Here is a 13,428-nt window from a genome sequence, read left to right on the forward strand (position 1 = left end):
AGCGAGGGCTGGATAATGCTTGGATCGGTACGCCAATCAGAACGGGATATCGTCGTCGAAATCCATTGGTGGTTCGTTGTTCGCCGGTGCGCTCTGCTGCTGTGGACGCTGCTGCGCGCCGCCGCTGAACTGGTTGCCCCCACCCTGTGGCTGCTGCGGCTGGCCCCAGCCGTTATTGTTGCCGCCGCCCTGGCCGCCCATCGGTGCGCCACCGCCGTTGCCGCCCTGCTGACGACCACCCAGCATCTGCATGGTGCCGCCCACGTTCACCACCACTTCGGTGGTGTATTTGTCCTGACCGCTCTGGTCCTGCCATTTACGGGTGCGCAGCTGGCCTTCAATGTAGACCTGCGAACCTTTACGCAGATATTCGCCGGCGACTTCAGCCAGCTTGCCGAACAGCACGACGCGGTGCCACTCGGTGATCTCTTTGTTTTCACCGGTTTGCTTGTCGCGCCAGCTCTCTGACGTGGCCAGCGTAATGTTGGCTACCGCGCCACCATTCGGCATGTAGCGCACTTCCGGATCCTGACCCAGATTCCCGACAAGAATCACTTTGTTTACGCCACGACTGGCCATGTTGCTGTCTCCCGATGAGTTGATGCTAAAAGTCTAAGCGAAAAATTGTATCACGTCACAATGACGCTTCCCACTTTCGAGCGGGATTCCAGTTTTTCGACCGTGACAGGATAGCAAAAACACTGGATATTTATTCAGTTTATTTTTTGTGCCATAATGATGCGTTTCTGCTGGTCGTGCTGGCAAGGCATGGCGAGCGTTGCCTAATCCGGGAAAGGTGAATGGATAAGATTGAAGTCCGCGGTGCTCGCACCCATAATTTGAAGAATATCAACCTGATCATCCCACGCGACAAGCTCATTGTAGTGACCGGTCTGTCGGGTTCCGGTAAGTCTTCGCTGGCGTTTGATACGCTGTATGCCGAAGGCCAGCGCCGCTATGTTGAATCGCTTTCTGCCTATGCGCGCCAGTTTCTTTCCTTAATGGAGAAACCGGACGTAGACCACATCGAGGGGCTGTCGCCTGCCATTTCCATTGAGCAGAAATCGACGTCGCACAACCCGCGCTCGACCGTCGGCACCATCACTGAAATTCATGACTACCTGCGTCTGCTGTTTGCCCGCGTGGGTGAGCCGCGCTGTCCGGATCATAACGTCACGCTGGCGGCACAAACTGTCAGTCAGATGGTCGATCAGGTCCTGGCGCAGGAAGAGGGTCGGCGCCTGATGCTGCTGGCGCCGGTGGTAAAAGATCGCAAAGGCGAGCACACCAAAACGCTGGAAAATCTGGCGGCGCAGGGCTACATCCGCGCCCGTATCGATGGCGAAGTGTGCGATCTGTCGGATCCACCCAAGCTGGAGCTGCAGAAGAAACACACCATTGAGGTGGTGATCGATCGTTTCCGCGTGCGTGACGATCTGGCGACGCGTCTGGCCGAATCCTTTGAAACGACGCTGGAACTGAGTGGCGGCACGGCGATCGTCGCGGATATGGACGATCCCGATACCGAAGAGATGCTGTTCTCAGCTAACTTTGCCTGCCCGGTATGCGGTTACAGCATGCGCGAGCTGGAGCCGCGCCTGTTCTCGTTCAATAACCCGGCCGGTGCCTGCCCGACCTGTGACGGCCTCGGCGTTCAGCAATATTTCGATCCCGATCGCGTGGTTCAAAATCCGGAGCTGTCGCTGGCCGGTGGCGCCATTCGCGGCTGGGATCGCCGTAACTTCTACTATTTCCAGATGCTGCGCTCGCTGGCGGAACATCTGGATTTCGATGTCGAAGCGCCGTTCAATAGCCTAAGCGACAAAGCGCGCGAAGTGATTCTGTACGGCTCCGGCAAAGAGAATATTGAGTTCAAATATATCAACGATCGCGGCGATACCTCGGTGCGTCGTCATCCGTTTGAAGGCGTGCTGCATAACATGGAGCGCCGCTACAAAGAGACGGAATCCAACGCGGTGCGCGAAGAGCTGGCGAAGTTTATCAGCAACCGCGCCTGCGCCAGCTGCGAAGGGACGCGCCTGCGTCGTGAAGCGCGCCATGTGTTCGTGGAAGATACCAACCTGCCGACCATCTCGGATATGAGCATCGGCCACGCTATGGACTTCTTCCGCAATCTCAAGCTGAGCGGCCAGCGCGCCAAGATCGCCGAGAAAGTGCTGAAGGAAATTGGCGACCGTCTGAGCTTCCTGGTCAACGTCGGGCTGAATTATCTGTCGATGTCGCGTTCAGCGGAAACGCTGTCCGGCGGTGAAGCACAGCGTATTCGTCTGGCGAGCCAGATTGGTGCCGGTCTGGTTGGCGTCATGTACGTACTGGATGAACCGTCCATCGGTCTGCATCAGCGCGACAACGAGCGCCTGCTGTCGACGCTGATTCACCTGCGCGATCTCGGTAATACCGTGATCGTAGTTGAGCATGATGAAGACGCGATTCGCGCCGCTGACCATATTATTGATATCGGTCCGGGCGCTGGCGTGCACGGCGGCCAGGTGGTAGCCGAGGGCGATGTGCATGCCATTATGGCGCATGAAGATTCTCTCACCGGTCAGTTCCTCAGCGGCAAGCGTGAAATCGCGGTGCCGGCAGAGCGGGTGAAAGGCGATCCGTCCAAAGTACTGAAACTGAGCGGCGCGCGCGGTAATAACCTGAAGGATGTCACGCTGACGGTTCCGGTTGGGCTGTTTACCTGTATCACCGGCGTGTCCGGTTCCGGTAAATCGACGCTGATTAACGATACGCTGTTCCCGATTGCGCAGCGCCAGCTAAATGGAGCCACCAGCGGTGAAGCTGCGCCGTATCGCGAGATCGCCGGGCTGGAGCACTTCGATAAAGTGATCGACATCGATCAGAGCCCGATCGGCCGGACGCCGCGCTCAAACCCGGCCACCTACACCGGGATTTTTACCCCGGTGCGTGAACTGTTTGCCGGCGTGCCGGAAGCGCGTTCGCGCGGCTACAATCCGGGCCGCTTCAGCTTTAACGTGCGCGGCGGGCGCTGTGAAGCCTGTCAGGGCGACGGCGTGATTAAGGTCGAAATGCACTTCCTGCCGGACATTTATGTGCCGTGCGATCAGTGCAAAGGCAAACGCTATAACCGCGAGACGCTGGAGATTAAATACAAAGGCAAGTGCATTCACGAAGTGCTGGAGATGACCATCGAAGAGGCGCGTGAGTTCTTTGATGCGGTACCTGCGCTGGCGCGTAAGCTGCAGACGCTGATTGATGTCGGCCTGTCGTATATTCGTCTTGGCCAGTCGGCAACCACGCTGTCCGGCGGTGAAGCGCAGCGCGTTAAGCTGGCGCGTGAGCTGTCGAAGCGCGGCACCGGTCAGACGCTGTACATTCTCGATGAACCGACCACCGGCCTGCATTTTGCCGACATCCAGCAGCTGCTGGAAGTGCTGCATCAGCTGCGCGATCAGGGCAATACCATCGTGGTGATTGAGCACAACCTTGACGTGATCAAAACCGCTGACTGGATTGTCGATCTCGGTCCGGAAGGCGGCAGCGGCGGGGGTGAAATCCTGGTGGCCGGCACGCCGGAAACCGTTGCACAGTGCGAAAAATCGCATACTGCACGCTTCCTCAAGCCGATGCTGAAAAAGTAGGTTTAACGCGCCGCACCCGCTGTTGCGGCGCGTTTTTTCTGATCTCGCCACGGCTCACCGCTCCGGTTACTCGCCAGCCGGTGCCATTGTCTGAATGCCTTAGCAAATGCAGAAACAGGCAAGAAACAGACAACTTCAGGCATATACGCATCGCGTCCCGCTGACTATTCTTACTGCGTTCCTTTTGGCGCCGCTGACGCGCCTCTGTCCTTCAGTGTCATCACTGAACGGACCCCTCGCAAAAAATACTCACGACACATCTGACTGGAGACACCATGAATATTACGCATGCCTATGCCGCACAGGACGCGAAAGCCAAACTCGCCCCGTTCGATTATACGCCGCGCGAACTGCGCGCTCATGATGTGCAGATTGAAGTGTTGTACTGTGGCGTCTGCCACTCGGACCTGCACCAGGCGCGCAACGAATGGCGCAACACCGTATTCCCGGTGGTGCCAGGCCATGAAATCGTGGGTCGCGTCACCGCCGTTGGCGCGCACACGCACAAATATAAAGTGGGCGATTTAGTCGGCGTCGGCTGTATGGTCGACTCCTGCCGCAGCTGCCCAAGCTGTCAGGAAGGACTCGAGCAGTACTGTGAAAACGGCTTTGTTGGCACTTACAACGGCCAGGATCGTGAAACCGGCGCCATCACCTACGGCGGCTACTCCACCAGCATGGTGGTTGATGAAAGCTTTGTGCTGCGCGTACCGGAAAACCTCGATCTGGCGGGCGTTGCGCCGCTGCTGTGCGCCGGTATCACCACCTATTCCCCGCTGCGTCACTGGAATGTCGGTCCCGGCAAAAAAGTCGGTATCGTCGGTCTGGGCGGCCTCGGCCATATGGGCGTGAAGATCGCGCATGCGATGGGCGCGCACGTGGTGCTGTTCACCACTTCACCGTCAAAAATTGAAGACGGCAAACGCCTCGGCGCTGACGAAGTGGTGATTTCGAAAGAGGCTGACCAGATGGCGCAGCACGCCAACAGCTTCGACTTCATCTTAAATACCGTCGCCGCGCAGCACGATCTCAACCCGTTTATCGCCCTGCTGAAGCGCGACGGCAACATGACGCTGGTCGGCGCGCCGGAGCACGATCACCCGGCACCACAGGTATTTAACCTGATCCTCAAGCGTCGCAGCATTGCCGGTTCACTAATTGGCGGTATCGCCGAAACCCAGGAGATGCTGGATTTCTGCGGCAAGCACGGCATCACTTCGGATATCGAGCTGATCGCCATGAACCAAATCAACGACGCCTACGAGCGCATGCTGAAAAGCGACGTGAAGTATCGCTTCGTGATTGATATCAACACCCTGCGTGAAGAGTCTGCGGCTTAATCAGCGCGTCTCATCATCATGGCTGACGCCCGCCGCGCGCGTGGCGTCAGCCTGTTGCCATGACGCATCAACCAGATAGTAAATCTGCGAATCCTTCAGCGATCCATCCAGCCACAGCGTGCTCCAGTGCGACTTATTGAGATGTTCACTGGGAAACACATCGTGGTGTTCATCGCGCAATAACTCCGCCAGCGCGGGCGAGGTCTTCAGCGACAACGCCGGTCGCCCTTCAACGTCATGCACCATGGCAAACAGCACGCCATCGCTCTTCACCTGGGTTGCGTCCCACTCATCTTTATAACTTTGTGAAGCGCCCGGTTTGCTCATGCAGTAGGTCAGTAAATCCGACGTGTTCATGTTTTATTCCCCTTGTAAGGTGGCGACGATGCGCCGCGCGCCGCCGTGTACCCGATGTTCGCCCAGCCAGATTCCCTGCCAGGTGCCGAGCAGCAGTTTGCCGCGGCTGACCGGGATCAGCAGCGATACGCCAAGCAGTGACGATTTGATGTGCGCCGGCATGTCGTCAGCGCCTTCATAGTCGTGCTGATAGGGCGCATCCTCTGGAACGTGCCGCAGAAAGTGCTGCTCCATGTCGCTGCGCACCGTAGGATCGCAATTTTCATTGAGCGTCAGCGACGCTGAGGTGTGCTGCAATAGCAGATGCAGCTGGCCGATGCGCAGGTCCGTTAAGCCATTAAGCTGGCCGACAATCTCGTCGGTGATCAGATGAAAGCCGCGCGCCTTCGCGCTCAGCGTGAGAGTTTGTTGCTGCCACATGCCACATTCCTGGGTTAAACCGTTTACTTAAGTGTGCAGCATGTCGGCGAAAGGTAAACCCTTCAGCGGGAAAAAGCGGCAGAGCGCTTGCTCTGCCGCCGGCATATCAGTCGCTCAGCTTGTCAGCCAGCGCTTTGACCGTGGTGATATCGTCCTGCGTTACCGCCGCCAGACGCGTGCCGTACTCGCTATCGGCCTTATAAAAGAACGAGAGCATCGCCAGCCGGCTTTGCGCGTCGGCGCTTTTCAGCGCGCCACCGAGCGAGGTGATCAGATCGCCCCGCTCTTTCGCGTTAAAGGAACGATACAGCTCCCCTGCCTGGCGGAAATTCTGCGGTTTGGCGATCATCGCCTGCTGCGTACTGCCGCTAAGCGGCGTATGGCTGTAACGCGCGCTTTGCAGCTCTTCACGCGGATAGATGCGGCTTGGCTGGTAATTAACGCCCTTGTCATCGGCGTTACCGCTGTCCATCAGGCCATCCTGATTGCCGTTGCTGACCGGGACGCGCGGCGCGTTGACCGGCAGGCTGAGGCCGTTAGTGCCCACGCGGTACAGTTGGGTGTCAGCATAAGAGAACAGGCGGCCCTGCAGCAGGCGATCTTCAGACGGCTCAATGCCCGGCACCAGATTGGACGGCGCCATCGCCACCTGCTCGGTTTGCTGGAAGAAGTTGTCGACGTTGCGATTCAGCACCATCTGCCCGATTTTCACCTCTGGCACGTTCGGCCAGATTTTGGTGGAGTCGAGCGGATTGAAATCGAACTTATCCAGTTCGCTGGCTTTAATGGTCTGAATGTAGAGATCCCACTTCGGAAACGCTTTGCGGTTAATCGCCGCCACCAGATCTTCTGTCATGTGGCTGTAGCTGCGGCCCTGGATCGCTGCCGATTCAGTAGGATCGAGGTTGCGTTCGCCCTGCAGCGTTTTCCAGTGAAACTTCACGTAGTGCACTTCGCCTTTGCTGTTCACAAACTTGTAGGCGTGCACGCTGTTACCGTCCATTTCGCGATAGGTCGCCGGCGTGCCCATGTTGGAGAACAGCATGGTGAGCGCGTGCGTGGCTTCCGGTACGTGGGAGAAGAAATCGAAGGTGCGCGCATCGTTATCGAGGTTAGTGCGCGGATCCGGTTTAAACGCGTGCACCATATCAGGGAACTTGATCGCATCGCGGATGAAGAACACCGGCAGGTTGTTGCCCACCAGATCCCAGTTGCCCTGGCTGGTATAGAATTTGGTGGCAAAACCACGCGGATCGCGCAGCGTTTCCGGCGAATGCTTGCTGTGCACCACGCTGGAGAAGCGCACAAAGACCGGCGTCACCGTTCCCGGTTTAAACACCTCAGCGATAGTCAGATCGCTGATATCTTTGCTGGCGCGAAATTCACCGTGCGCGCCGGTGCCACGCGCGTGCACCACACGTTCCGGAATACGTTCACGATCAAAGCGCTGCAGCTTTTGAATCAGCTGCACGTCCTGTAACAGCACCGGGCCATTAGCGCCGGCAGTTTGTGAATTCTGGTTATCGCCGACCGGCGCGCCGTTGTCACGCGTCAACTCAACGGCCGCAGCAGGCAGTGCGAGCGCCAGCGTCATGGCAATGCAGAGGGGTTTCAGTGCGGAAGGGAAATAGCTCATGGGCGGTTCCTTATTGTGATTGGCGAGCGCTCTGGCAGTGCGCCAAAGCGCGCCGGCAAAAAATAGCGCCCTCATTAACAGGAACACACAAGACCCGTCCCGATTACCCGGGATTAAGGTGTTATAGCCATGCGGAATGCGGCTTTCAGCCAGCATAGCCGGCAAAGAGAAGCGTGGAAAAGCGGGGTGCGGCAGAAGGTACAGCGGGAACAGACAATGTGTGGATGGCGGAAACGGGTGCCTGCCAGCCGCAGGCTGACAGGCACCGCGTCAATTACATTACGGCAGCAAACGCCTCAGCCACCTGATTGACGTTGCGGCTGTTGAGACCGGCGACACACATGCGGCCGCTGGCGATCAGGTACACGCCGAACTTTTCGCGCAGGCGATCTACCTGCTGCGCGCTCAGGCCGGTGTAGCTGAACATGCCGCGCTGCTTCAGCAGATAATCAAAGTTTTTGCCGGGCAGTTTACTGTTCAGCACATTGACCAGCACCTGGCGCATTTCGATGATGCGCAGGCGCATCGCTTCCACTTCCGCCAGCCAGTTGTTGAGCAGCGCTTCGTCGTTCAGCACGCAGGAAACCACCTGAGCACCGAAGTTCGGCGGGCTGGAGTAGTTGCGACGCACGGTCGCTTTCAGCTGACCCAGCACGCGTGCCGACTCTTCTGCGCTGTCGCAGACAATCGACAGGCCGCCAACGCGCTCACCGTACAGCGAGAAGATTTTCGAGAAGGAGTTGCTCACCAGCGCCGGCAGGCCCGCCGCGGCAATCACGCGAATCGCGTAAGCGTCCTCTTCCATACCGGCACCAAAGCCCTGGTAGGCGATGTCGAGGAACGGGATCAGCTCCTGCGCTTTCAGGACCTCAACGGTTTGATCCCACTGCGCGTTGGTCAGATCCGCACCGGTCGGGTTGTGGCAGCACGGATGCAGCAACACGATGGATTGCTTCGGCAGCGTTTTCAGTTTGGCGATGAAGGCATCGAACTTCACGCCGTTGGTGGCGTCGTCGTACCATGGGTAGGTGTTAACGTTAAAACCGGCACCGTTAAAGATCGCCACATGGTTTTCCCATGTCGGATCGCTGACCCATACGCTGGCGTCCGGGAAGTAACGCTTCAGGAAATCTGCGCCCACTTTCAGCGCGCCGGATCCGCCCAGCGTCTGGATGGAAGCAATGCGCCCCGCCTGCAGCATCGGGTGCTCTTTACCAAACAGCAGCGGCGCAATGGCGTTGCGGTACGGACCCAGCCCTTCCATTGGCAGATAGAGCGAAGCCTGATGTGGCTGCGCCTGCAAACGCTCTTCCGCGGCGGCCACCGCCTGCAGCTGAGGAATGATGCCGGCTTCGTTGTAATAGAGGCCGATGCTCAGATTCACCTTGTGGTCACGCGGGTCCTGTTTGAAGGTTTCCATCAGCGACAGAATCGGATCGCCAGCATAGGCATCAACGTTTTGAAACACGGTGCAGATCTCCATGATTATTCATAAATGTGTGGGTCGACGTCATCAAACAAAATAGCGGCCGGGACGGTGATTCATGGCGATGATGAGATTGAGCATCACCGCGCCGGCAATGGAGGCCAGCAGCATCGGCAGCGATACCACAAAAAGCGAGGCCAGTACCACACAGGTATCCAGCGCCATTTGCAGTTTGCCGGCGCGCAGACCAGAGCGATCCTGCAGCCAGAGCGCCAGAATATTGATACCACCGAGGCTGGCTTTGTGACGAAACAACACTATAAACCCAATCCCCATCACCACGTTACCGAACAATGTCGCATAAAACGGATTTAGCGCAGAAAAATGGATAAACAGCGGGTGCAAATGGGTGAACAGCGATACCAGCCCCACCGCACAGAAGGTTTTCAGGGTAAATTCCCAGCCCATGCGACGAATGGCCAGCCAGTAAAACGGCAGGTTAATCAGAAAGAAGGCGCTGCCGAACGAGAGCGGCGACAGGTAGCTGATGAGAAAAGCCACGCCCGCCGTACCGCCGGTCAGCGCGCCCGCCTGTTTCAGCAAAATGACGCCAAACGACACCATCAGCGTGCCAAGCACGATAGCCAGCGCATCTTCTGTACGGGTGTGGGGAATGCGGGAAGGTTGTACAGCGTTATCCATGGCGCGATCTCTTTGCAAATGATGGCGTTCATTTGCAAAAAACGCACCACATCGGCGGCTTCCTGTCGCCGCCGATGGGTGCCAGCGATTATCCAATTGATAACTAAGGCGCTTTATTGCAGGTTTATGTGCATCAATCTGCCGTAAAATAATCGATTCATGCACAAATTCGGTTTCTGGTGCGCGCTTTACGCGAAAAATGGCAGAAATCTGCACCACACTGGCACATCATGCACTCTTTTGGCGCACTTTGTGCTCGGGGATCATCATCAAACCGTTCTCTTTTAAACGATTGAGTACCACCGAGGTTTTCACGTGCGCCACGCTTTGATGGCCAGCGACGAGCTGACTGATCAGCGCGCTCAGCGCCGCTAAATCGGCCACCGCGACTTTTAACAGATAGTCGGCGTCGCCGGTGGTTTTGAACGCGTCGACAATCGCCGCTTCCTGCTCCACCATGCGGTGAAAACTCTCTTCGTAATCGGGCGTGTGATTTTTCAGTCGCACCTCGATCAAGCCGACCATGCCCAGCCCTACCGCGTCCGGCGAGAGCCGTGCGTGATAGCCGAGAATAAGATTTGCCTGTTCGAGATTAATGCGCCGGCGTGAACATTGCGACGCCGAAAGTCCGACTAAATCACTGAGTTCCTGGTTGGTAAGGCGGCCGTTAGATTGTAGTAGTGTCAGTATCTTAAGGTCGTAATCGTCTACCTGAGTCATTCTGTGTCCACAGCGTTATAGGATTCGCTTTGCTACAGATAACCTGATAATTGACGAGGTTGTCCAACACTATTTTCTGATGACGTGAAATGCATGCACAAATCGTGCATGCAACTGCGGAAGCGCGATTATTCGTCGTCGTATTGCGGTCCGGCGTAGTTATCAAAGCGTGACCACTGGCCGTTGAACGTCAGACGTACTGTGCCGATCGGGCCGTTACGCTGTTTACCGATAATGATCTCGGCGATGCCTTTCAGATCGCTGTTTTCGTGATATACCTCGTCACGATAGATGAACATGATCAGGTCCGCATCCTGCTCGATCGACCCCGATTCACGCAGATCCGAGTTAACCGGACGCTTATCGGCGCGCTGCTCCAGCGAGCGGTTAAGCTGCGACAGCGCCACTACCGGTACATTGAGCTCTTTCGCCAGCGCTTTAAGCGAGCGTGAGATCTCGGCGATCTCCAGCGTACGGTTGTCGGAGAGCGCCGGTACGCGCATCAGCTGCAGGTAGTCGATCATGATCATGCTCAGGCCGCCGTTTTCACGGAACACGCGGCGCGCGCGTGAACGCACTTCGGTTGGCGTCAGGCCGGACGAGTCATCAATGAACATGTTCTTCTTTTCTAACAGGATGCCCATGGTGGCCGAGATGCGCGCCCAGTCTTCATCCTCCAGCTGACCGGTACGGATACGCGTCTGATCAACGCGCGACAGCGAGGCCAGCATACGCATCATCAGCTGTTCGCTGGGCATCTCGAGACTGAAAATCAGCACCGGTTTGTCTGTCAGCATAGCGGCGTTTTCGCACAGGTTCATGGCGAAAGTGGTTTTACCCATCGACGGACGCGCCGCGACAATGATCAGATCTGAACCCTGCAGACCGGCGGTTTTCTTGTTGAGATCCTGATAGCCGGTATCGACGCCAGTCACGCCATCGTGTGGCGTTGACACCAGCGCTTCAATGCGCGATACCGTCGCTTCGAGAATCTGCTCGATATTTTGCGGGCCTTCATCCTTATTGGCGCGCTGTTCGGCAATTTTAAAGACGTTGGATTCAGCGAAATCCAGCAGCTCTTCGCTGCTGCGGCCCTGCGGATCGTAACCGGCGTCAGCGATCTGATTGGCCACCGAAATCATCTCACGCACTACCGCACGTTCACGCACGATGTCGGCATAAGCACCGAGGTTTGCCGCACTTGGAGTATTTTTTGCCAGCTCGGCCAGATAGGCAAAGCCGCCCGCCATCTCCAGCTCACCGCGCGTTTCCAGCGACTCTGACAGGGTGATCAGATCGATAGGCTGACCGGCTTCCAGCAGGCGCTGCATTTCGGAGAAAATCATGCGATGCGAGCGGTTGAAGAAATCTTCCGCGACCACGCGCTCGGAGACGTTATCCCAGCGTTCGTTATCCAGCATCAACCCACCGAGCACCGACTGCTCCGCTTCGAGAGAGTGCGGCGGCATTTTCACGCCTTCGAGCTGCCGATCGCGGGGTTCGTTCGATTTGTTGGTGGGTTTATTTCCTGCCATAGTGAATGCATTACCGATCGTGAAAGGGACGCGCAAGTATACCGTCCCAGGATGAACAATCACAGGAGTCAGAATGGCAAAGCGAATTCAGTTCAACCAGCACGGCGGCCCGGAAGTATTGCAATGGGTCGATTTCACACCAGCCGATCCCGCCGACCATGAAGTTCAGGTGGAGAACAAGGCGATTGGTATTAACTATATCGATACCTACGTGCGCAGCGGATTGTATCCGGTCTCCTCGCTGCCATCCGGCCTGGGCACTGAAGCGGCAGGCATCGTGAAAAAAGTGGGCAGCGCGGTTTCGCGTTTCAAGCCGGGCGATCGCGTGGTGTATTGCCAGGCCGCGCTGGGTGCCTACAGCGAGCTGCACAATGTGGCGGAAGATCGGCTGGTGATTCTGCCGGACAGCATCAGCTTTGAGCAGGCTGCGGCCTCTTTCCTCAAGGGCCTGACGGTGCAGTATCTGCTGCGTCAGACGTACAAAGTAAAAGCTGATGAAATTTTCCTGTTTCATGCCGCCGCGGGCGGCGTGGGCCTGATTGCCTGCCAGTGGGCGAAAGCGCTGGGCGCGCATTTGATTGGCACCGTCGGTTCTGCGGAGAAAGCGCAGATCGCCAAAGATGCCGGCGCCTGGGCCACCATCAATTATCGCGAAGAGGATATCGCCCAGCGCGTCAGCGAACTGACCAACGGTGAAAAAGTGGCGGTAGTGTACGACTCAGTGGGCAAAGATACCTGGGAACCCTCCCTCGACAGCCTGCGCCGCCACGGCCTGATGGTGAGCTTTGGTAATGCCTCAGGCCCGGTGACCGGCGTTGACCTCGGCATTCTCAACAAGAAAGGCTCGCTGTTTGTCACCCGCCCTTCCCTGTTTGGCTATATCACCAACCGTGAAGAGCTCGATCGCGCCAGCGGCGAACTGTTTTCGCTTATCGCCAGCCGCGCTATTCAGCTTAACGTGCCGGAGCAGCAGAAATTTGCCCTGAGCGATGCAGTGCGTGCGCATCAGGTGCTGGAGAGTCGTGCCACTCAGGGTTCCAGCCTGTTAATTCCCTGATAGCAGAAATGATGAAGGGCTTCCCGAAGGAAGCCCTTTTCTTTCTTTTTTATAGTTCGCGCTGGTGTAGGGACAGCGGCGATGAATTCGTCTGAATTTCTTTACCTATCCTGACAGAAAACATAAGTAAAAAATATGTTTAATTGCGAATTCGTACTAAGCAATCACCAACTCTGTGATCGTAACCGCATTTAGCGCCAGCTTCTCTTCTCTAAGTCGCTGATTTTCCTTTTCAGCCGGTTAAGTTTCACCTCTCCCTGCGGCGTGCTAAATGCGCGATACAGCCACACGGCGACCACCGCCAGCACCAGCCACGGCAACAATTTTATAACAAGCGCAAACAGCCCGCCGAGAAACATCACCACGGTGGCCACCAGCAGCGCGGCGATCACACCCAGCAGCGATACGCCAGTCAGCAGCAGCATCATAAAAAAGCCGATAACGAATAATATTTCCACGAGCGCTCTCCTGTATCAGTAATGCAGAAGGTATTACAAGATACGTGCCAGGTCGTAATGATCGCTAAGCCATTGAATTATCGCTTTGATGCAGGACAGAGGGGACGTTGATTTGGTGAAATTGACTAACTTCTGGTGAATTAAAAAC

Annotated in this window: 12 protein-coding genes; 3 read left to right on the forward strand and 9 right to left on the reverse strand. The window is 56.8% G+C overall.

Going from position 1 to position 13,428, the window contains the following annotated elements; translation table 11 throughout:
• Window positions 1–36: 36 nt before the first annotated feature.
• On the reverse strand, window positions 37–579 hold the full coding sequence (gene ssb1 / locus CBW22_RS00110; RefSeq protein ID WP_021507842.1) for a single-stranded DNA-binding protein SSB1: 543 nt from the start codon (window positions 577–579) through the stop codon (window positions 37–39).
• 221 nt (window positions 580–800) lie between these two features.
• Between ssb1 and uvrA the strand changes: the two genes are divergently transcribed.
• Both uvrA and CBW22_RS00120 read left to right on the forward strand, forming a co-directional pair.
• Window positions 801–3,629, forward strand: coding sequence for an excinuclease ABC subunit UvrA (gene uvrA / locus CBW22_RS00115; RefSeq protein ID WP_088515718.1), 2,829 nt, complete (start codon window positions 801–803; stop codon window positions 3,627–3,629).
• A 275-nt stretch (window positions 3,630–3,904) separates the two neighbouring features.
• Window positions 3,905–4,969 (forward strand): NAD(P)-dependent alcohol dehydrogenase, encoded by a 1,065-nt coding sequence (locus tag CBW22_RS00120; RefSeq protein WP_088515719.1) that lies wholly within the window; start codon window positions 3,905–3,907, stop codon window positions 4,967–4,969.
• Here the strand turns inward: CBW22_RS00120 and CBW22_RS00125 are convergent, their stop codons facing one another.
• The 7 genes from CBW22_RS00125 to dnaB all read right to left on the reverse strand — a co-directional run bounded on the left by CBW22_RS00125 (window position 4,970) and on the right by dnaB (window position 11,765).
• On the reverse strand, window positions 4,970–5,326 hold the full coding sequence (locus CBW22_RS00125) for an MmcQ/YjbR family DNA-binding protein (protein WP_021507845.1): 357 nt from the start codon (window positions 5,324–5,326) through the stop codon (window positions 4,970–4,972).
• A gap of 3 nt (window positions 5,327–5,329) precedes the next feature.
• Complete coding sequence (locus CBW22_RS00130; protein ID WP_021507846.1) at window positions 5,330–5,746, reverse strand: secondary thiamine-phosphate synthase enzyme YjbQ; 417 nt, start codon at window positions 5,744–5,746, stop codon at window positions 5,330–5,332.
• 106 nt (window positions 5,747–5,852) lie between these two features.
• Entirely contained in the window at window positions 5,853–7,340 is a 1,488-nt protein-coding gene (locus tag CBW22_RS00135) for a catalase (protein ID WP_394802595.1), read from the reverse strand.
• Between the two features lie 316 nt (window positions 7,341–7,656).
• Complete coding sequence (locus CBW22_RS00140; RefSeq protein WP_088515745.1) at window positions 7,657–8,850, reverse strand: amino acid aminotransferase; 1,194 nt, start codon at window positions 8,848–8,850, stop codon at window positions 7,657–7,659.
• 45 nt (window positions 8,851–8,895) lie between these two features.
• The gene (locus CBW22_RS00145) at window positions 8,896–9,510 is read right to left on the reverse strand and encodes a YitT family protein (RefSeq protein ID WP_021507849.1); all 615 of its coding nucleotides are present in this window, start codon (window positions 9,508–9,510) and stop codon (window positions 8,896–8,898) included.
• Window positions 9,511–9,738: 228 nt separating this feature from the next.
• The gene (locus tag CBW22_RS00150) at window positions 9,739–10,230 is read right to left on the reverse strand and encodes an Lrp/AsnC family transcriptional regulator (RefSeq protein WP_058757562.1); all 492 of its coding nucleotides are present in this window, start codon (window positions 10,228–10,230) and stop codon (window positions 9,739–9,741) included.
• Window positions 10,231–10,358: 128 nt separating this feature from the next.
• Window positions 10,359–11,765: a replicative DNA helicase gene (gene dnaB, locus CBW22_RS00155; protein ID WP_021507851.1), complete on the reverse strand. Its 1,407-nt coding sequence runs from the start codon at window positions 11,763–11,765 to the stop codon at window positions 10,359–10,361.
• A 73-nt stretch (window positions 11,766–11,838) separates the two neighbouring features.
• On the opposite strand from dnaB, the gene CBW22_RS00160 reads away from it, so the two are divergent.
• Window positions 11,839–12,822, forward strand: coding sequence for a quinone oxidoreductase (locus CBW22_RS00160; protein WP_088515721.1), 984 nt, complete (start codon window positions 11,839–11,841; stop codon window positions 12,820–12,822).
• A 191-nt stretch (window positions 12,823–13,013) separates the two neighbouring features.
• On the opposite strand, the gene pspG is transcribed toward CBW22_RS00160, so the two are convergent.
• Window positions 13,014–13,280: an envelope stress response protein PspG gene (gene pspG / locus CBW22_RS00165; protein ID WP_088515722.1), complete on the reverse strand. Its 267-nt coding sequence runs from the start codon at window positions 13,278–13,280 to the stop codon at window positions 13,014–13,016.
• Window positions 13,281–13,428: the final 148 nt, after the last annotated feature.

It is taken from the genome of Pantoea sp. VS1, assembly GCF_002207995.1.
Taxonomy (GTDB): Bacteria; Pseudomonadota; Gammaproteobacteria; order Enterobacterales; family Enterobacteriaceae; genus Pantoea; species Pantoea dispersa.